Source organism: Stenotrophomonas rhizophila (assembly GCF_003651185.1).
GTDB lineage: Bacteria > Pseudomonadota > Gammaproteobacteria > Xanthomonadales > Xanthomonadaceae > Stenotrophomonas > Stenotrophomonas maltophilia_Z.
Genome location: NZ_RCDC01000004.1, coordinates 2,224,314 through 2,244,352, shown reverse-complemented (window position 1 = coordinate 2,244,352; position 20,039 = coordinate 2,224,314). Strand labels below are relative to the sequence as shown.

Here is a 20,039-nt window from a genome sequence, read left to right as displayed (position 1 = left end):
ACAGTCGTTAGCCGTTTAGTGCGTACTGCCTCTCAAACTCTACCGGGGACAGACCACCGTTGGAGCTTTGTCGCCGTTTTGGGTTGTAGAACATCTCGATGTACTGGAAGACATCGGCACGTGCCTCGTCGTTATTGCTGTAGATTCTTCGCTTGATTCGCTCCCGCTTCAGCAGTTGGAAGAAGCTCTCCATCGCTGCGTTGTCATAGCGGTTGCCTCGCCGACTCATGCTGCACACGATGTCGTGCTTACGCAGAAAGCTCTGCCAATCTTCACTGGTGAACTGCGTTCCCTGGTGGGAGTGAAGCAGAAGCCCAGGGGCAGGCTTGCGCCGCCACACTGCAGCCAACAGCGCCTGCAAAACCAAATCGGTATGCTGAGTTGGCCGGGTTGCCCATCCAACGACCTAGCGCGAAAAGAGATCAAGCACCACCGCCAAGTACATGAAGCCGTCGTACGTGCGGATGTAAGTGATGTCCGTGACCCACGCGCGATTTGGCTCACTGACTTTGAAGCCGCGAGCCAGGACGTACTTGGCGACTGATCCAACTGGACCGCTCAATGGGCGTGGTCGCCGACCGTACCCTCCGCTTTTCTTCAACAGGGGGACTTCACGATGACGACGCGCAAGCTGCGGCTCGGATCGCTGCCAAAAACGGAATCCACGAAGCTGACCTTTGCCTGCCTGCCTGCCTGCCTGCCTGCCTGTCTGCCTGCCCGGCCTGCCCGGCCAGCCTGAAAGCCGATCTTGACCGCTACGCCGCACTGCACGCGCAGGCCTATGGCGAAGCGGTCGATGCGGTGACATTGGTTCCGCACATGCTGGAGGCGTTCGTCGCAGGGGATTGAGGGTTCAGGAAGGGAGGCGCGGGCAAGACCGCGTCGCCGAAGCCAAGTTGACGCCGTCTGTTTCCGCTCACGTCCGTCGCTCGGAAGCGCAGCCCAAGGCTGCGCTTTCTTCGCTCTGGAGGTCTGTGCCGTTTACATAAACCGCTTGGCGCTGGCATTGTTTGGGCGGGGACAATCCGAACTCGCGCCAAATGAGGTATCTCTTTGCGGCCGTAGCGCTTCATCATGAGGAGCGCTCTTTCTCAATTCGAACAGACGTTGAGCTTGGCCGGTTATTGAACCGCAATGACGCCGGACGAAGCGCCCTCACCGCTGACGTTCAGCCGATCAGCGTTGTTGCATGGTGCGCGGATCAAGTCCGTATTGAGAGGGAGCACCAAGGTAATCCCGCAGGGTTGCGCCCTCGTAATCCCGATGGAACAGCCCACGCTCTTGCAGGATGGACACCACGCCATCGACGAAGGCGTCGATCCCGTCCTCGTACACATCGGGCGACAACCAGAAGCCATCCGCCGCGCCTGCCTCGAACCACGCCTGCATGTGATCAGCCGCTTCGACAGCCGGGCCTGCGATCACGGGGTGATAGTCGATCACCCCATGGGCCAGCACATCGCGCAGGCTCCAACCCTCGCGCGCGACCTTCAGTGCATGGGCTGAGCGGGGATCGAAAGGCGACGGGCGCGCGGCGGCGAGTTGTGCCTGCGACAGTGGCTTGTCGAGCGAGTCTGCATCCAGCCGTAGATTGAGCATCTGCGATAGATAGGCAACCCGCTGCGGGAACGTATGCCCGCTCACCGCAATCCGGCGATCCAGTCCGGCACGCCGGTCTCGCGCGATGGTGGTCATCGGGCCTGGGAAGAACTTGATCTCGTCAGGGTTACGGCCAGCACGCTCGGCGGCGTCGCGCAGTGCGGTGCGCTGGGCGCGGGCATCTTCGATGGTATACGTCGCGCCGATCACGCCGCTGGCATAGCGGCCCGCGACGACCAGCCCCTGATCTCCGCCGCCTGCCTGGAAAATCACTGGCTGCCCCTGCTCGGATGGCGGAAGCGGCAGAGGCCCACTGGAGCCGACGTGTCGTCCACGCAGGTGGATGGGTTGGATCTTTGCCGGGTCGGCAAAGCGACCCGACGCCGCATCGTGCAGCCAGGCATCCTGCTCCCAACTGCCCCACAGCACCTGCACGACTTGGACGGACTCATGCAGACGCTGATATTTCTCTGCGCGTGGCGGCAACTCACGACCATAGTTGGCAGCGATTGCTGGATCACTTGTCGGCACCGCGTTCCATCCGGCGCGGCCATGACTCACAAGGTCGAGTGCCTTGAACTGGCGGGCCAGGTTGTACGGCTCGTTGAACGTGGTTGAGCCGGTAGCGACCAAGCCGATGCGTGTTGTTCCGCGTGCGACCGCGGCGAGGGTGATCATCGGCTCGATGGTGATCTGCGGCGGTTCGCTGTCCACGTCGCCCTTCAGTGACGGAAGGTCCGGGGCGAACAGGAACTGGAACTTGCCCCGTTCAGCCGCTTGCGCGTAGCGCACCTGGTTGTCGAAGTTCGTGTAGCTCCGGGTATCGACACCCGGCATCCGCCACGCGCCAGGCTGCGAGCCGTAGCCATTGCCGAAATGCATGCCGATGATCATCTGTCTGGCCATGGTGCTCCCGTCGTTCTTGATGCTTGCTGCATGGTCGGCGGCAAACTCAGTCGGCGTTGGTAACGGTGTTGGTCGCACGGTTCGCCGCGACGATATCGGCATGCGTGGGAGCGGCGCCGAGCTTGGCGAAGAACTCCGGCATCCGATCACGCACGGCGATCGCCGCCCCGGGGACTGCCTTAGCCAGTGCCACGCGCATCGCATCGGCGTCGTAGTCGCAGCAATACGCAGGGGTGCATGGCTGCTGGCGCCACGACGCTGCAAGAGAACCAGCATCAACCGGATCGAAGCCCGTTTGATTCACCAGCTGCAGCACGGTTTCTTTGGCGGGCTGATCATCCCCGGCCACAGCGGCGGCAATGCGGCCGGGCGTCCCTTCTGGTTGGCCCAGCTCTGCGAGCGTGTAAGCTAGGATGTTGTTGAAGGCCTTGATGACCGGGCGCCCGATCTGCTGGGATACCCACACGCTTTCGAGCATCACTTCGTCGATTTCCGGGATGTGCGGGTCGCTCATGTCGGGGTAGTAGTTGCCGGTGTCGATGACGACGGCATCCGTTGCGGCAACGTCGAAAAGATCTGCAGGAAGCGTCTGCACTGCCGGGAAAGGAATCGAAAGAATGATGACCTCGGCGCCATCGACCGCTCCGCGAATGTCTGCTGCCTTCGCACCGATTTCGTCGGCGAACTGCCGAACGCCCTCCACCCCCCGCGAGTTGGCGACACGCACTTCATGTCCTGCCGCGCTCAGCTTCCTGGCCAGGGAGGCGCCAATGTTGCCTGTGCCGATGATCCCGATCTTCATGGTGCTTTCCTCACAATTACATAAAACACCGATTTCAGAGGGCTTGTGCGATAATAATAAGTACCCACTAAAAGGTGAGTAACGAACCGAGGATCATGTGTTTAAAGAGCGTGAATGGGACTGCGAAGACCCTCAGAAGCGGCTGGAATGGGTCGAGGCGACGACAGAGGCGCTGCGGGTTCTTGAGGGCAAGTGGAAGATCGTCATCATTTGCCAGCTGTTTGCCGCTAAGGGCGCGCTGCGCTTCTCCGAACTGGAAAAGCTGATCGACGGCATCAACCAGAAGATGCTGATTCAACAGCTCAAGCAGTTGGAGCAGGACGGCATCGTGCAACGCACGGTGTATCCGCAAGTACCGCCGAAGGTGGAATACCAGCTTAGCGAAATGGGATACGCGCTTGGTCCGTCGATGCAGGCCTTGATCGAGTGGGCCGAAATGCGGCGAAACTCGCCGGCCAGCGGCATGTGACTACGTCTCGGGCATGTGGGCCATCAATCTGTCACGGCTGGCCGGTATCGACGCCGCTGTGCGCTTCAGTGATTTGCAGCGAGCGATGGCACCGATCACGCAGAAGGAACTGACCAGCCAACTGCGCCTGTTCGAAAAATGGGGACTCATTCGCCGCACGGTGTACGCTGAAGTACCGCCACCGAGCCGAGCAACACTAGCGGGCTACGTTGAATTCCCGGGCAGGCTGTATGCGAAGGCATGGGAAGCAGTGGTTACTCGTGTAATACGACCGCGCAGCTGCATGAATCGCACCGAGGGTTCAGCAACCTTGCCTATGGGCATCTTGTCATCAACCGAAGGCGGATGCAGGCTCATCGGAAGCGGATGCCGCAACATGTGCGACGCTGATTGAGACGTTTAGATCCGGATGGACACTTCCGCCGGACGAAGATGCTGAGTGAAGCTCAGTACGAACATAGCGTCGTACTGAGCAGCCAGGGCTTTCGCCTCGATCCTAGAACTCTACGGCGGAAAGCATCTCCAGGGCCTGATCATAGCTTCCATTCGCCTCGGCCCGGCGAAGAAACTGGGCGCGCTCCACGACGATTTCCTTAGGCGTCTCCTGCACATGGAGAAGCGCTAGTGCTTCATCAAGGAACTCATCAAGAGGCATGGCATGCTCGTCATTGCCCTGACCATAGAGTTTTGTGCGCACCCCCGGTGGCGCCAGCTCAACCACTCGAACGTTGGTCTGGGCGAGCTGAACGCGCAAGCTTTCGGTGAATGAGTGTACGGCTGCCTTGGTCGCGCTGTACGTCATCGCGGCTGGGAAAGGGACAAATGCCAGGGCCGAGCTGACGTTGATGATGACACTGTCATTGTTGCCGGCAAGCTGGGGCAAGAACGCATAGGTCATCCGGATCGTACCAAGCAGGTTGATGGCAATGGCCTCTTCTGCTCTTTTCAGAGAATCCGCCTCCAAGACACGCTCGCTCGGCATCACGCCAGCGTTGTTGATCACCACGTTCAGATCCGGGTAGCGCTCAGCGGCCTCGCGACTTGCCCGAACGATCGAATCGGCGTCTGCGACATCGATTTCGATGGCATCCAATTCAGGGTGGTCCGCTCTGATCTGTTCCAGAAGCGCCTTCTTCCTTCCCGAAATGATGACTTTGTTGCCCGCCTGCTGAAGCCTGAGCGCCAGGCCAAGCCCGATGCCAGACGTAGAGCCGGTGATGAGAATAGTGTTGCCGCTGGTCTTCACGGATATCTCCCAAGTATCAAATGACAGTAGAATCGAAATCGGACACTAGTCCGTTTAAGGAATGTAATCGGACAGTTGTCCGTTTGTCAACGAATTCGTGGATGGGGTGAGCGTGGAAAAGCGTAAGAGGTCTGATGCAAAGCAGAATCGAGACCGCATCCTGTCGGTGGCGCTCGGGGAACTGGTTCGTTCGGCCGATGTGCCGCTAAGCGTCATCGCGAAGAAGGCAGGGGTGGGGCAGGCGACGTTCTACCGGCACTTCCCAACCCGGGAGTCACTGGTGATAGAGGTCTATCGCCACGAGATGCTGCAAGTCACCGAGTTCGCCAAGCAGCTGCTCAAGACCCTCCCGCCTGACCAGGCATTGAGGGCGTGGATGAACCGCCTTGCCGAGTATGCGATGACGAAGACTGGACTGGCGGGCGCCCTTCGGGGCGTAGCGAGTTCCAAGGAGTACATGGCAAACGATGGCTATGCGCCAGTGATCGCGGCGGCTCAAATGCTGCTCGATGCGAATGATGAGGCCGGAACCATCCGGCCAGGCATCACAACGGACAAGTTTTTTCTAACGATTGCGGGAATCTGGCAGATCGACGCTACCGAAGATTGGCAGCCCCGCCTTACATGGCTCATGGACACCGTCATACAAGGTCTATGTGCTGGCGCTCCCGGAAAACCGGCGGGCGGCAACCCCTGAAAGACCGAGGCGGCGACGGTCAACCTACTCAACCGTTGGTGGGTGAGCAACGATTTGGTCAGCCTCAGTCCTTTCGGCATGCCTTCCTGTCAGAACTCTGCCCCATTGGCACCTGAGCTTGCTCAAAGCGCTTGTGTCTTCTGATATACATTATTATATAATGTATATCATCATGAATGAGTCCGAACGTGAGTCCGATGCGAATCCTCAAAATCAACGACCGATTGTCGATAACTGCCCAGCCCGATCTGGCGTCCTTCACCGCTTTTCGTGATCAGGGCTATGTGGCGGTCATCAACGCGCGCCCGGACGGCGAGGACCCGGGCCAGCTCGGCAATGCCGCTGAACGGACGGCGGCGATGGCGGCGGGCCCTTCCTACAGCTTCGTGCCAGTCATCGGAGAGATGATCACGGAAGTCGACATCCGCGCTTTTCAAGCGGCCATGAACGAAGCAAATGGACCGGTCGTTGCCCATTGCAAGAGCGGGAAGCGAGCGCTGACGCTCTACGCCCTGGGCGAAGCGCTCGACGGTCGCATGGCGCGCGAGGCGGTCAAGGCATTCGGCAGGGATTACGGCTTCGACCTGTCGGACGCCGTTGGGTGGCTCGACAAGGACGCGACGCGAATTCCGCAGATCAAGGGGTTTTTCGATGCGCGGACGGGAAGCGTGCAGTATGTCGTCTCCGACCCGACGACGAAGCGTTGCGCCATCGTCGATCCGGTTCACGACTTTGACGAGAAGTCAGGCGCGACCGGCACGATGAATGCCGACGCCATCCTCGCCTGTATCGAGGCCCAGGAACTCACGGTCGAGTGGATTCTCGATACCCACCCTCACGCGGACCATTTCTCCGCTGCGCGGTATATCAAGGACAAGACAGGCGCGACGACGGCGATCGGTGCCCGTGTCGGCGACGTGCAGGCGCTCTGGAAGGAAGTCTATGGCTGGCCGGCCCTGAAGACCGATGGCTCTCAATGGGATCGGTTGTTTGTCGATGGAGACCGCTTCATGGTCGGGTCGATCGAGGGCCGCGTGATCTTTTCGCCGGGTCATACGCTGGCATCCATTACGTATGTGATCGGCGACGCGGCCTTTGTACACGACACTGTCTTCATGCCGGACTCTGGCACCGCGCGGGCAGATTTTCCTGGCGGCGATGCAAAAGCGCTGTGGCGTTCGATCCAGACGATCCTTTCTCTGCCCGATCAGACCCGTCTGTTCACCGGCCATGACTACCAGCCAGACGGCCGTCATCCGCGATGGGAAAGTACTGTCGCCGAGCAGAAGCGAACCAATGCCCATGTCTCCGGCATCGATGAGGCCGGCTTCGTCAGACTGCGCGAGGCGCGCGACCGGACGCTGCCGATGCCCAAGCTCATCTTGCAGGCACTTCAGGTGAACATCTGCGGCGGACACCTGCCGGAGCCTGAAGCGAACGGCAGGCGCTACCTGAAAATTCCGCTCGACGCCCTGGAGGGGGCCGTGTGGTGAGCGCGTCCGGAACCGGAATGCGGGGCGGAATGGCCCGCGATGCGCTGGAGCAACGAGCCGGCGAGGTTGCCGCCCTGCTCAAGACACTGTCGCATCCCGTGCGCCTCATGCTCGTCTGCACGCTTGTCGAAGGCGAATATTCCGTCGGTGGTCTGGAGGAGCAGGTCGGGATCGGCCAGCCGACGCTGTCCCAGCAACTCGGCGTGCTGCGTGAGGCAGGCATCGTAGAAACGCGGCGTGAGGCCAAGCAGATTTTCTATCGGCTGACCGAGGCCAAGGCGGCGCAACTCGTGAGTGCGCTCTACACAATATTCTGTGCTCAGGACGACCGGACATGACCGCATATTGGCAACCTCTTTTCGGCGGCATGCTGCTCGGCCTCTCCGCCGTCCTGTTGCTGATCGCCAATGGCCGTATCGCGGGTATCAGCGGTATCGTCGGACGATGGCTCCAGGGCGAGCGCTTTATCGAGAATGGTGCATTCGTGATCGGTCTCGTGCTTGGACCCGTTTTCTACTCGCTGATCTTCGGCGGCTGGCCGTCCATGACCATGATTGCTTCCTGGCCGCTTGCCATCGTCGCAGGGCTGTTCGTGGGTTTCGGCACGCGGATGGGGTCGGGCTGTACCTCCGGCCATGGCATCGTGGGACTGGCCCGCCTCTCGGCCCGTTCCATCGCTGCCGTCGCCGTCTTCATAACCGCCGGGATATTCACAGCGACTGTCGCTGGAGTTTTCCGATGAATGGCTTGCTTCTGATGCGCACGGTTGTCGCGATCCTTGCCGGCGCGCTCTTCGGCTTTGGCCTGTCCCTGTCTGGCATGATCGATCCCGCCCGGGTCCTCGCCTTCCTCGATGTTGGTAGCGGCCATTGGGATCCGAGCCTGATGTTCGTGCTTGGTGGCGCGGTGGCGATGACCGTGCCCGGCATTCTGTTGCAGCGCCGGCTCGTTCGCCCCGCGCTCGACAGCCACTTCCACCTGCCCGAACGACGGGCGGCGATCGACCCGCGCCTTCTGCTCGGCGCTGCGATCTTTGGCATCGGCTGGGGTTTGGCCGGCTTCTGCCCCGGTCCCGCCATCGCAGGTCTAGGCACCGGACTTCTTCCGATTGCACTCTTTGTGGCCGCAATGGCCGGCGGCATGATCAGTCATGACAGGCTCGTCGCCTTGAAGTCGTCATGACCACCCCGTCGCTTTTGGCCGCCATCGGCTCGGGGGCCATCGGTTGCTCAACGTTGCAGGGTTCTCTGTTTCTGAAGGTTCATGACCGATTTAGTTATGCTGGCCAAGCAAGCCTGCCGCCCGCTGGCATTCGCTCCCGATGCAGTATGCCCCGGCTTTCTGCTGCGACGCTCCTATGTGGCTCCTAGTCCACATAGCGGCAGCCCCGCAAAGCGGTCCGAAATGGAGCTAACCCCGCCTCCCGTATAGGCCTCCAACCATTCGGCTGGTTTCACCAAACGCTTGACGTCGGCCATTTTTTATGGGCGCTTGCCGGACCACAGCGTTCCAGTACGTTTGCGTATGGGACGGCTTTGCTCCGGGGGGCTGAAAACGCGACAATGCAGGGGTTTCCCGCCGTGCGCGCCGTTGGTTGGCGCGGTCCCCGGGGAAAGTGCGGGCCAGGCTGTGCGAGGCCCTGCACGCGACACGGTTGCACGCGGCCCGGCATTGCCGTCGGCCATCATTCACGAGATCTGCAAGAGAGCCCTGATCCCCCATGTCGAACACGCCCAAGATTCTCTACACGCTCACCGATGAAGCCCCGTTCCTGGCCACGCAGTCGCTGCTGCCGATCGTCGAGGCCTACACCGCCACCGCCGGCATCGCCGTGGAAACCCGCGACATCTCGCTGTCCGGCCGCATCCTGGCCCTGTTCCCGGATTACCTGAAAGACGACCAGAAAGAAGCCGACCACCTGGCCGAACTGGGCCAGCTGGCGACCACCCCGGACGCCAACATCATCAAGCTGCCCAACATCAGCGCCTCGGTGCCGCAGCTGAAGGCCGCGATCAAGGAACTGCAGGACCAGGGCTTCGCACTGCCGAACTACCCGGACGTGCCGACCGACGACGTTTCGCGCGACATCAAGGCGCGCTACGACAAGGTCAAGGGCAGCGCGGTGAACCCGGTGCTGCGCGAAGGCAACTCCGATCGCCGCGCGCCGCTGTCGGTCAAGAACTACGCCCGCAAGCACCCGCATCGCATGGGCAAGTGGTCCAAGGACTGCAAGTCGCATGTCGCGCACATGGACGGCGGTGATTTCTACGGCAGCGAAAAGTCCGCCACGCTGGCCACTGCCGGCAGCCTGAAGATCGAACTGTTCAAGGCCGACGGCAGCAGCGTCGTGCTCAAGGAAAAGACCGCGGTCAAGGCCGGTGAGATCGTCGACGCCGCGGTGATGAGCCGCAATGCGCTGGCCTCGTTCGTGCAGGCGCAGATCGCCGATGCCAAGGCCAAGGGCGTGCTGTTCTCGCTGCACCTGAAGGCCACCATGATGAAGGTGTCCGACCCGATCATGTTCGGCGTGGTCGTCGAAGAGTTCTACAAGGACGTGCTGGCCAAGCACGCCGACGTGCTCAAGCAGGCTGGTTTCGATCCGAACAACGGCATCGGCGATCTGTTCGCGCGCCTGCCGCAGCTGCCCGAAGCGACCCAGGAAGCGATCAAGGCCGACCTGGCCGCCGAGTACGGCAAGCGCCCGGGCCTGGCCATGGTCAATTCGGACAAGGGCATCACCAACCTGCACGTGCCCAGCGATGTGATCGTCGATGCGTCGATGCCGGCGATGATCCGCGACTCCGGTGGCATGTGGAATGCCGACGGCAAGCTGCAGGACACCAAGGCCGTCATCCCCGACCGTTGCTATGCGGGTGTGTACCAGGCCGTGATCGATGACTGCCGCACCCACGGCGCCTTCGACCCGGCCACCATGGGCTCGGTGCCCAACGTCGGCCTGATGGCACAGAAGGCCGAGGAATACGGCTCGCACGACAAGACCTTCCAGATCCCGGCCGACGGCACCGTGCGCGTCACCGATGAGGCGGGCACCGTGGTGTTCGAGCACGCCGTGCAGACCGGCGACATCTGGCGCATGTGCCAGACCAAGGACGCCCCGATCCAGGATTGGGTGAAGCTGGCCGTCAACCGCGCCCGCCTGAGCGGCACCCCGGCGGTGTTCTGGCTGGATGCCGCCCGCGCGCACGATGCGCAGGTGATCGCCAAGGTCGAGACCTACCTGAAGGACCACGACACCAACGGCCTGGACATCCGCATCCTGGCGCCTGTGGACGCGACCGCCTTCTCGCTGGACCGCATCCGCAAGGGTGAGGACACCATCTCGGTGACCGGCAACGTCCTGCGCGATTACCTGACCGATCTGTTCCCGATCATGGAGCTGGGCACCAGCGCCAAGATGCTGTCGATCGTGCCGCTGATGGCCGGTGGCGGCCTGTTCGAGACCGGTGCCGGTGGTTCGGCGCCCAAGCACGTGCAGCAGTTCGTGGAGGAGGACTACCTGCGCTGGGATTCGCTGGGCGAGTTCCTCGCGCTGGCGGCCTCGCTGGAGCACCTGGGCAACCGCTACGACAACGCCGGCGCGACCGTGCTGGCCAAGACCCTGGACCAGGCCAACGGCCAGTTCCTGGACAACGACAAGTCGCCGTCGCGCAAGCTCGGTGGCATCGACAACCGCGGCAGCCACTTCTACATCGCGTTGTACTGGGCCCAGGCCCTGGCCGCGCAGGACGACGATGCTGCGCTGAAGGCCCGCTTCGCTCCACTGGCCAAGGCACTGGCCGACAACGAGCAGGCCATCGTGGGTGAACTGGCGGCGGTGCAGGGCAAGCCGGTCGACATCGGCGGCTACTACCGTCCGGACGTGGCCAAGGCCAGCGCCGCGATGCGTCCGAGCACCACCTTCAACAGCGCGCTGTCTGCGCTGTAACGAAGCGGTCCCGCGGCTGCGGTGATCGATGAAGAACCCGCGCTTCGGCGCGGGTTTTTTTGTGGGCGCCCGCTGGGCAAGCGCCCGGTCGCTGCCGTATGGTGGCAGCAGGTCCTGTGGAAGTGGATGTATGCACGGTCGCTGTTCCTGCCAGAGCTCTCCATGCCCCGCCGGGGCCGCCGCATGAGCGCAACGCCGCCCGGACTCGCGCGGTTGATCCGCGATGGGTTCGAGGATTACCACGCGCGCTTCGCGGCGATCTCGCGGCGTGCGCGGCAGCGCTTCGAACAGCGCGACTGGGCCGGTGCACGGCAGGACGCCGTGGAGCGCATCGCGCTGTATGACCAGTGCATCGCCGAGACCGTCGATACCCTGCGCCGCGCAGTCGGTGAGCATGTGGGCGAGCGCGCGCTGTGGCTGGAGGTTCGCGCGGCGTATGCCGCGCTGCTGGCCGGATTGATCGACGCCGAACTGTACAAGACGTTCTACAACACGCTGGCACGCCGGCTGTTCGCCACCCGCGGCGTGGACGGGGCGATCGAGTTCATGGCGATGGATGTCGAACCTTCCGACGCCATCACCCATCCCGTCGCGCGGCACAGCTATACCTTGTCCCCCACGCGCCCGGCCGATGCCTTCATGCGCGTACTGGGGGACTATCGCTTCGACGTGCCGTACGCGCACCAGCTGCGCTGTGCCGCCGCGATCGCAGTGCGCCTGCAGGACGATCTGGCGCACTGGGGCGACTACCCGGTGCGCAGCATTGAACTGCTCGACACCGTGTTCTATCGCGAGCGTCGCGCCTATCTGGTGGGGCGCGTATTCGGTGAGCATCGCTTCTCGCCCTGCGTGATCGCGCTGGTCCATGACGAGCGCGGCCTGCGCGTGGATGCGGTGTTGAGCCGGCGCCGTGACGTCGCGCATCTGTTCGGCGTCTCGCGCAGCTATTTCCAGGCCGATCTGGCCACGGTGGGCGATGCGGTGGTGTTCCTGCGCAGCCTGCTGCCGGGCAAGCCGGTCGATGAGATCTACACCGTGCTCGGGCGTGCCAAGCAGGGCAAGACCGAACGCTATCGCACGTTCTTCCGTCACTTCCACGAACAGCCCGGTGAGCAGCTGGTGCATGCCGACGGCACGCCCGGCATGGTCATGGCGGTGTTCACCCTGCCCAGCTATCCACTGGTGTTCAAGCTGATCCGGGACCGTTTCGCGTGGCCGAAAACCATGACCCGGCACCAGGTCGAAGAAAAGTACGCCCTGGTGTTCACCCTGGACCGCGTCGGCCGGTTGCTTGATGCGCAGCCGTATCGGCACCTGCGCTTTCCGCGGGCGCGATTCTCCGCGGCGCTGCGCGAGGAGCTGCTGACCCAGTGTGCCAGCAGTGTGCGCGAGGACGGCGACGAACTGGTGATCGCGCTGTGCTACGTGCAGCGGCGTTTCCGGCCGCTCAATCTGTACCTGCGCGAGCAGACCGCCGAGGCACGCCGTGTCGCCGCGCTCGATTACGCGCAGGCGATCACCGACATGGCGCGCAACAACATCTTTCCTGGCGATATGTTGCCGAAGAACTTTGGTGTGTCACGCCACGGGCGCGCGGTCTTCTACGACTACGACGAGCTGTGCCTGGTCACCGAGTGCAACTTCCGTGCGTGGCCGGCGCCGCGCAATGAGGAGGAAGCGCTGGCTGATGAACCGTGGTTCGAGATCGGCCCGCGTGACGTATTTGCGGAGCGGTTCTGGATGTTCATGGGGTTGCCGGCGCCCGAGCTGGCGGCCGTGCGCGAGCATTTCGGCCATCTGTTTGATCCCGTGTGGTGGCAACAGCTGCAGGCAGGTTTTGCCAGCGGTGATTTTCCGGACACGCCGCCGTATGCCGGGGCGCTGCGGCTGGCCTGATTGTCTGCAGGATCGCCACTGCGCGCCCGGACAGCGGCATGGGCGCTGGTGCTGATCCAGCGATGCGATTGGACACGGGATCAGCAGTCGTTATGCTGACGATATCGACCACGATGGATCGTATAAGGAGCAACAGCAGGATGGACATCATCAAGGGAATCGCCGTGGCACTGGTGTTGGCAACAGCGCCAGCGCACGCGGCCAAGCCGTCGGCCGATGTGCCGGTGGAAATGGGCATGCGTGTCGAGGGCACCCTCGCCATTGGCGACGACGGCCGCATCACTGCGCTGGAGATCGACAAGCAGGACATGCTTCCGGAGGCAGTGGCCACGCTGGTGCGCGACACCGTGAAGAACTGGGAATTCGAGCCGAATGTGCGTGACGGCGCCCCGGTAGCGATGGACGCGCGGATGACCGTGCGTGTCGTCGCGCAACCGGGTGCGAACGATACGTTCAACGTGCGACTGATCAGTGCACATTTCGATGGCGCCCCGAAGGATGCCTCGGGACGTGAGATCAAATCCCAGGCCCATACGCCGCCCCCGCGCTACCCCGCCGAAGTCTTCCGCGTGGGGGGGCAGGGCACCGTGTACCTCGCACTGAAGGTTGACCGCGAAGGGCGTGTGGTCGACCAGTTCGCCGAGCAGGTGAATCTGAGAAGCACGGGGACGGCGGCCCAGATGGATCTCACCCGCAGGCGCCTGGGCAAGGCATCGCTGGATGCCGCGCGCAAGTGGCGTTTTCCGCTGAGCGCAGAGGACGCCAGCCTGGAGGCGCCGTTCCGCACCTACCGCGTGCCGGTCAGTTTCGCGATCGACACCGCCATGCCTGACGACCTGGCGCAGTGGCGCGCTTACATTCCAGGGCCGCGCAACGCCATCCCGTGGTCCACGCGCCCGGAGAGCGCCGGCTTCTCGCCGGATCTGCTGACCGACGGTTCGGCTACGCTGGCCGGCGACCCCAACGCGCCGCGCCTGCGTACCCCGCTGGGCACCTGACCCTTGCCTCAACCGGTAGCCGGGCCGTCGGGCTGCGGGTACACCACGGTGCGGTTGCGGCCCTGTTCCTTGGCCATGTACAGGGCCTTGTCGGCCAACCGCAGCGCCTGCTGAGGATCATCGTGATAGGTCGGGTAGTGGGCCACGCCCAGCGACACGGTGACCGTGCCGACCTGCTCGACTACCTCGGCGGCCACCTGGATGCGCAGGCGCTCGGCCACCTGCGCGGCATCGAGGACAGCGATGCCCGGCAGCAGGATCAGGAACTCCTCACCGCCGTTGCGGCAGAGCAGATCGGTGTCGCGTGAGCCATCGCGCATCAATTGCGCGATGCGCAGAATCACCGCATCGCCGACCGCATGACCGAAGCGGTCGTTGATGCTCTTGAAGCGGTCGATGTCCAGCGCGATGATCCCGAACGGCTGGCCGCGTGCCTGCCAGTCTTCCAGCCCCTGCTGCAGGCCGCGCCGGTTCTGCAGGCCGGTGAGGGGATCGGTCATGCTGGCGCGGTTGAGCTTGCCGATGCGGTCCTGCAGCAGGTTGAAGCTGTACAGCAGGGCGGTTTTGAGCTGGGCGACTTCGTAGTACCAGGCGCGGATACCGGTGACGTGGCGGATCGCGATGCCGGTGTCGCGGTTCTGCACGTTGCGCGCCAGCTGCCATAGCGGCAGCGAGATGCGCCGCGCGAACCACCAGGTGATCAGCAGCGACAGGATGCCCAGCGGAATCGCATTCCAGATCACCGCCGACATCAGCTTGGACAGTGAGGCCAGCGTGGCCGCGGTCGGCCGCTGCGCCACCACGCCCCAGCCGACGCTCGGCACCGGCGCGTACCCGGCCAGCATCTGCACGCCGTGGCTGTTGCGTACCTGCTGCGCGCCGGAGTGGCCCCGGGTGACCGCCTGCACGGCCGGGTTCTCCAGCGCGAACTGGCCGACCCGGTCCTGTTCGATGTGGTACAGGATGCGGCCGTTGCGGTCGACGACGTACAGGTACGACCCATCGCGGTAATAGTGCTTGCCCAGCAGCGATTGCAGGATGCTGCGCTGGCGCAGGTAGATCGTGCCGCTGACATAGCCCTGGTACCTTCCCTGCGCTGAGAAGATCGGATGCGAAATCGCTACCACCAGGCGCCCGGTCGCGGCCTGGTAGGGGTCGCTGATGAAGGGCACGCGGCGCTCCAGGGCATCGCGGTTGCCGGCGCTCTTGAGCAGTACGCCCTGCAGGGCCAGGCTCTGCGGGGAGGTCGCCAGCACGGTACCGCCGGCATCCACGATCAGCACCGAGTTGAAGCTGTTGGTCTGCAGTTGCAGACGTGCAGCTTCTGCTTCCAGTTCGCTGCGATCGTGCACACGCTGGCCGAGCAGGGTGGCGCTGTAGGCCACCTGCTGCTGCGCTGACAGAACGAAGTTCTGGGTCGACTCGGCCAGCTTGCTGGCATACACACGGTTGGCTTCCAGCGTATTGCCGATCAGCTGCTCGCGCTGCACGCGGTAGCTGGCATGCAGGGTATTGGCCAGCGCGATGAGCGCGCTGAGCAGGGCCAGGGCGAGGATCAACTTGCCCAGGTTCAGGCGGGTGGACAACGGACGCATGCGGTTCACGGGCAGCAGGGTGCAGCACCAACCCGAACATGCGGATGGAACGGCAGCAGCGAAACAGTCAGGAGCGCACGACCCCGCCCCCGGGCGGTCAACAACTCGTTGGGCGGCGATTATTGCGGATTACACCCCCACGTGGGTGAAGTCGGCGCCGCCGTGGTGGCCCGTTCAGCGCTCCAGGCGCTTGCGCAGCACGCCGCGCAGATGATCGGCGCCGGCCGGGTCGAGCGGCCCGAGCACGCCGCGCACCGTTTCGGGAATATGCGCGGCGGTGTGGTCATCGGCCTCGAAGACGTAGTGCTGGAACATCGCCTGCCAATGCGCACGCTGCGCCGGTGGTAGATCGCGGATGGCCAGCAACGAGAGCATCAGTGCGTTCATCGGCGCATCCCGCCACGCCGGCACCGGCCGCCACCAGTAATTGACCAGTACATTGAACGCCTCCAGCCCCTCCATGTGGTGCCACCACAACGAGGGAATGAACACCGCATCGCCGGGGCCAAGGTCGGCCACCTGCGCGTGGGCCAGCGCCTGGCTGAAGCGCGGGAAGCGTTCCAGGTCCGGTGCGGCGAAGTCGACCAGGCTGACGGCCTGCCCGGCCGGCGTGAAGTCCAGTGGCCCGATATACAGATTGCCCACCTGCGCCGGCGGAAACAGGGTGACCCGGCGGCGGCCGGCAGCCACGCAGGCCAGGTTGTCCGGCACGTCCTGGTGCGCGGCGATACGCGAGCGGTTGCCGACCCAGATACTGGCCAGCGGATCGTCCACGCCGAGCGCCAGCGCATTGGCCTGGCGGAAGCCGGGCAGGAAACTGTCCAGCGTGGTCGAGGCGACGTAGATCGATGGCGGCGTCGGCGCGGTGGCGTACTTGAGCAGGGTGTCGAGCACGACCTTCAACGGAATCTGCTCGCGGCGGAAATTGAAGCCGCTCATGTCTGCGTTGTAGAACACACGCCCCTTGGCCTCCGGCGGCGCCGTGGTAGCGGTGACCGGCATCGTGCCGTGGTCGAACTGTTTGAGATGGGCGACCGCGGCCTGTGCGGACTGCGTCGCCGCGCTGACCAGCGGCCACTGCGCCACCAGCCCGCGGATCACTTTCGGTGTCGTCCAGCCGGGCAACTGCGTGTGCAGCTGCGCCGGATCCAGATCATGCAGTTCTTCGATCGGGCCGGGCATGGCGGACATCGGCATCCTGTCAGCAGGGGCGGGTGGTACCCACGGTAGCGTGGAGGTGCGGGAAGCGAAAGGCCGCGGGGTGAGCGCGGCCTTTCGGTGCTGCAGGTCGGAACAACCGAGTCAGAACTTGTAGCGCACGCCGAACATGTAACGCGGCCCGGTCTGGGTGGCGTAGCGCAGCATGTTGGAATGGCGTGCGTAGGTGCGCATGGTCTCGTCGGTCAGGTTGATCGCCTCCAGACTCAGCGTCAGCTGGTCGCTGACCGCATAGCTGATGTTGAGATCGAGCTGGCCGTAGGCTTCGGTGTAGTTCGGATTGGGGCCCTGGCCGCCGATGCCGTTGAGGAACTTGTCGCGCCAGTTGTAGGCCGCACGTACCTGCCAGGCATTCTTTTCGTAGAACGCCACGAGGTTCGCCGAGTCGCTCAAGCCGATCATCGGGTACTGGTCGCCCAGGCTGTAGTTATCGAAGGTCAGGCCGGACTTCACCTTGGTGTAGTTGGCCGCCAGGCCGAAGCCTGACTGGCCGAACAGGTGCTGCACGGCCAGTTCCCAGCCATCCAGGTGATCGGAGTGCTGGTTGGCCGGCACGGTGGTGTCGAACCCGGCCACCGGGTCGCCCGGCTGGCCGACGATGGTGCCGGTCATCTGCCCGGCCGAATTGCGGCCGGTGTAGGTCACGCCCGGGTCGCCGGCATGGTTGGTGAAGATGTAATCGCGGATGCAGGGCATGTCGGTGGCGCCGCAGCCCGACCCCAGCGCCTCGTTCCAGTACGCGCCGCCCACCGGTGTGTGCAGGGTGCCGGTGTTCTCGCGCACGATGGTGTTGCTGATGAAGTTCTTGATGTTCTTGCGGAAGAAGCCGACCGAGGCGTAGCTGGATTCACCGTAGTACCACTCCAGCGACAGGTCGAAGTTGTCCGAGACCAGCGGTTCCAGCCCCGGGTTGCCGCGCGAGCCGGTACCGCCCTGGGTGCGCACGATGTCGTCCACCCGGGAGCCGCTCTGGATCTGCGTCCAGCCTGGGCGGCCGATGCTGCGGCTGTAGCTGCCACGCAGCGCCAGCGCATCGTTGATGTCCAGCTTCAGATCGAGGTTGGGCAGCACGTAGTTGTACTTGCCGGTACCGCCGACGAACGTACCGTTGGCGTCGTAGGTGACGTTGAACTCGTTGGCCGAGCCCCAGCTGATCCCGGTCGGGAGGCGGACCAGCGCCTGCGATTCCACTTCGGTCTGCTCGTAACGCACACCGGCGGCCACGTGCAGCGGCATCGACCACTCGAACGTCGTACGGTACTGCGCGTAGGCGCTCTTGGATTTCTCCGTGGTGCGGATGTCCTCGGAGTACTCGGTCGGGGCGACATAGCAGGTCGGGCAGGCCGGTTCGGCATCGGTGGCGACCCCGGCAGCCTGCGCACGCAGGCGGTCGAAATCGAACACCAGGAAGCGGCCGGTCATGCGCGGATCGTTGTGGCCGGAGAACGCCTTGAAGTAGCGGCTCATGTCGTCGGCGTACCAGATGTTGTCATCGTAGTCCGACGGATTGCCCAGGCCACCCCAGCTGTTGCGCTGCATGATCGCCGAGGCCGAGCGGTTCTCCACCTGGGTGTAGCCGACGCCGAAATCCAAGGCCGAGTAATCGGCGAACTTGAACGTACCGCGGCCTTGGTACTGCTCGACCTTGGACTTGTTGTAGCTGTTCTGGAAGACCGAGCCGGTGACCAGCGCATCGGAGGCCTGCACGCCGCCCGGCGGCAGGTCCATGTGGATGATCGGCAGGTCGCCGCTGTAGTCCACGGTGGTGGTGCCGCGCACGAAGGCGGCCACGCCGAGCACGCCGGCCGAGCCGTAGGGGCCGTCCGGCTGCGATTCGGCGGTCGAGTTGTGGACGTCGAAGGACAGCTCCAGTGCGTCGTTGACTTCCCAATCGACGTTGAAGCCGAGCGAGTCCATCGAGTTCTTGGTGGCCAGCTTCATGCCGCCCATCGAGACGTCCGAGCCGGTCATGTCTTCGCTGTAGATGATCGGTGCTGCGATCGGGCCATTGGTCCAGGTGCTGTCGCCCGGTCCGTAGTTGAACCAGACCGACAGCTCGCTGCGCTGCTGCTGCACCTTGTTCTCGACGAAGGTGTAGTCCAGCGTGGTGGTGATGTTGTCGGCCGGCTTCCACTGGAACGTGGCCTGGCCGTTGGTACGCTGGCGCTGTACGCCATTGACGTTGTACGCGGTGTTCTGCGGGCGGCCGTAGATGTCGTCGGGATCCGGACGGTTGGTGATGCGGTCCGAATAGCCCTGGCCCGGCAGCGGCAAGGCACGCCAGTCGCTGGCTTCATTACCGCGGAAGGTCGCCCAGCCCTCGGCCACGGTGGCTTGGTTGAAGCCCGAGTCGCGTTCCTGGTGGCTGGCGCTCAGCGCCACGCCGAAGCGGCCATCGGCGTAGGTCTGGCTGAAGATGCCCGACAGTTCGCCGGTCACTTTCGAGCCCTGCAGCGTGCGCGGCAGGTTGTCGTTGGAGGAATCGTTGACCGCCTTCAGCCCGAGGCTGATCACCGGCTCGGATTCCAACGGGCGCATCGTCTTGATGTTGATCGTCGCACCGATGCCACCGGCCGGATTGTCGGCACGGCCGGTCTTGTAGACCTCCACCGCCGACACCGACTCGGCGGCCAGGTTGGCGAAATCGAACGAACGCGAGCTGTTCAGGCCGGCGCCGCCGGCGCCGAGATTGGAGGCCGGCATCTGCCGCCCGTTGAGCAGCACCAGGTTGTAGTCCGGGCCGATGCCGCGCACGGTGACTTTGGAGCCTTCGCCACTGGCGGTGCGGTCGATCGAGACGCCGCTGATGCGCTGCAGCGATTCGGCCAGGTTGGTATCCGGGAACTTGCCGATGTCCTCGGCAACGATGCCGTCGACCACACCCTGGCTGTCGCGCTTGAGGTTCATCGACGAGGTGAGGCTGCCACGGATACCGGTGACCTGCACCGTATCGAGCGTGGTGGGATCGACGCCATCGGGGGCCGTCGTGGTGTTCTCTCGGGCCGCGGGATCCTGCGCCCAGGCCTGGCCGGCCAGGACAGCGAGAAGTGCGGAGGTGAGCATCGCCTTGCGGGGTACGGCCTTGTACGTCTTCATGATGATCCCTCCCCAGGGAATTCGATCGTGGCGGTTCTGCGTTGTGTCGGCGCGGGGTCCAGTGCGCACGGCCCGGAT

16 protein-coding genes and 2 pseudogenes are annotated in these 20,039 nt (G+C 63.8%); 11 read left to right on the top strand and 7 right to left on the bottom strand.

Annotation, left to right across the window (positions count from 1 at the left end):
* Positions 1-7: 7 nt before the first annotated feature.
* Positions 8-586: pseudogene (locus tag BCL79_RS09935) on the bottom strand (IS3 family transposase); the annotation flags it as partial.
* A gap of 30 nt (positions 587-616) precedes the next feature.
* Here BCL79_RS09935 and BCL79_RS20585 point away from each other — a divergent pair.
* A pseudogene (locus BCL79_RS20585) lies at positions 617-849 on the top strand (DUF2274 domain-containing protein).
* Positions 850-1,176: 327 nt separating this feature from the next.
* Here the strand turns inward: BCL79_RS20585 and BCL79_RS09925 are convergent.
* Together BCL79_RS09925 and BCL79_RS09920 are read right to left on the bottom strand one after the other, a co-directional pair.
* Positions 1,177-2,505 carry an NtaA/DmoA family FMN-dependent monooxygenase gene (locus BCL79_RS09925; RefSeq protein WP_121040443.1) on the bottom strand — a complete coding sequence of 443 codons (1,329 nt, stop codon included), beginning with the start codon at positions 2,503-2,505 and terminating at the stop codon, positions 1,177-1,179.
* 46 nt (positions 2,506-2,551) lie between these two features.
* The gene (locus BCL79_RS09920; RefSeq protein ID WP_121040441.1) at positions 2,552-3,307 is read right to left on the bottom strand and encodes an NADPH-dependent F420 reductase; all 756 of its coding nucleotides are present in this window, start codon (positions 3,305-3,307) and stop codon (positions 2,552-2,554) included.
* Positions 3,308-3,404: 97 nt separating this feature from the next.
* Between BCL79_RS09920 and BCL79_RS09915 the strand changes: the two genes are divergently transcribed.
* Together BCL79_RS09915 and BCL79_RS09910 are read left to right on the top strand one after the other, a co-directional pair.
* Complete coding sequence (locus BCL79_RS09915) at positions 3,405-3,776, top strand: winged helix-turn-helix transcriptional regulator (RefSeq protein WP_121040439.1); 372 nt, start codon at positions 3,405-3,407, stop codon at positions 3,774-3,776.
* 13 nt (positions 3,777-3,789) lie between these two features.
* Positions 3,790-4,170, top strand: coding sequence for a winged helix-turn-helix transcriptional regulator (locus BCL79_RS09910; protein ID WP_121040436.1), 381 nt, complete (start codon positions 3,790-3,792; stop codon positions 4,168-4,170).
* A 102-nt stretch (positions 4,171-4,272) separates the two neighbouring features.
* On the opposite strand, the gene BCL79_RS09905 is transcribed toward BCL79_RS09910, so the two are convergent.
* Entirely contained in the window at positions 4,273-5,022 is a 750-nt protein-coding gene (locus BCL79_RS09905) for an SDR family oxidoreductase (RefSeq protein ID WP_121040434.1), read from the bottom strand.
* A gap of 112 nt (positions 5,023-5,134) precedes the next feature.
* Between BCL79_RS09905 and BCL79_RS09900 the strand changes: the two genes are divergently transcribed.
* The 8 genes from BCL79_RS09900 to BCL79_RS09865 all read left to right on the top strand — a co-directional run bounded on the left by BCL79_RS09900 (position 5,135) and on the right by BCL79_RS09865 (position 14,052).
* Positions 5,135-5,719 carry a TetR/AcrR family transcriptional regulator gene (locus BCL79_RS09900; protein ID WP_121041299.1) on the top strand — a complete coding sequence of 195 codons (585 nt, stop codon included), beginning with the start codon at positions 5,135-5,137 and terminating at the stop codon, positions 5,717-5,719.
* Positions 5,720-5,916: 197 nt separating this feature from the next.
* Positions 5,917-7,212, top strand: a complete 1,296-nt coding sequence (gene blh / locus BCL79_RS09895) for a bifunctional sulfur transferase/dioxygenase Blh (RefSeq protein WP_121040432.1) — start codon at positions 5,917-5,919, stop codon at positions 7,210-7,212.
* A 29-nt stretch (positions 7,213-7,241) separates the two neighbouring features.
* Complete coding sequence (gene bigR / locus BCL79_RS09890; RefSeq protein ID WP_259462138.1) at positions 7,242-7,550, top strand: sulfite-sensing transcriptional repressor BigR; 309 nt, start codon at positions 7,242-7,244, stop codon at positions 7,548-7,550.
* A complete protein-coding gene (locus tag BCL79_RS09885; RefSeq protein ID WP_121040428.1) occupies positions 7,547-7,954 on the top strand; it encodes a YeeE/YedE family protein in 408 nt (135 codons plus the stop codon). The genes bigR and BCL79_RS09885 overlap by 4 nt, the downstream gene beginning before the upstream one ends.
* A complete protein-coding gene (locus BCL79_RS09880; RefSeq protein WP_121040426.1) occupies positions 7,951-8,394 on the top strand; it encodes a YeeE/YedE family protein in 444 nt (147 codons plus the stop codon). Before BCL79_RS09885 ends, BCL79_RS09880 begins: the two co-directional genes overlap by 4 nt.
* Positions 8,395-8,932: 538 nt before the next feature.
* Complete coding sequence (locus BCL79_RS09875) at positions 8,933-11,158, top strand: NADP-dependent isocitrate dehydrogenase (RefSeq protein WP_121040424.1); 2,226 nt, start codon at positions 8,933-8,935, stop codon at positions 11,156-11,158.
* Between the two features lie 183 nt (positions 11,159-11,341).
* Positions 11,342-13,054, top strand: a complete 1,713-nt coding sequence (aceK, locus tag BCL79_RS09870) for a bifunctional isocitrate dehydrogenase kinase/phosphatase (protein WP_121041297.1) — start codon at positions 11,342-11,344, stop codon at positions 13,052-13,054.
* A 140-nt stretch (positions 13,055-13,194) separates the two neighbouring features.
* Complete coding sequence (locus tag BCL79_RS09865; protein ID WP_121040422.1) at positions 13,195-14,052, top strand: protein tonB; 858 nt, start codon at positions 13,195-13,197, stop codon at positions 14,050-14,052.
* Between the two features lie 8 nt (positions 14,053-14,060).
* Here BCL79_RS09865 and BCL79_RS09860 read toward each other — a convergent pair whose 3' ends face one another.
* From BCL79_RS09860 to BCL79_RS09850, 3 genes are all read right to left on the bottom strand, one after another.
* A complete protein-coding gene (locus BCL79_RS09860) occupies positions 14,061-15,647 on the bottom strand; it encodes a sensor domain-containing diguanylate cyclase (RefSeq protein ID WP_121040420.1) in 1,587 nt (528 codons plus the stop codon).
* Between the two features lie 174 nt (positions 15,648-15,821).
* Positions 15,822-16,838, bottom strand: coding sequence for a cupin-like domain-containing protein (locus BCL79_RS09855; RefSeq protein ID WP_121040418.1), 1,017 nt, complete (start codon positions 16,836-16,838; stop codon positions 15,822-15,824).
* A 111-nt stretch (positions 16,839-16,949) separates the two neighbouring features.
* Positions 16,950-19,961: a TonB-dependent receptor gene (locus BCL79_RS09850; RefSeq protein ID WP_121040416.1), complete on the bottom strand. Its 3,012-nt coding sequence runs from the start codon at positions 19,959-19,961 to the stop codon at positions 16,950-16,952.
* Between the last annotated feature and the right edge of the window lie 78 nt (positions 19,962-20,039).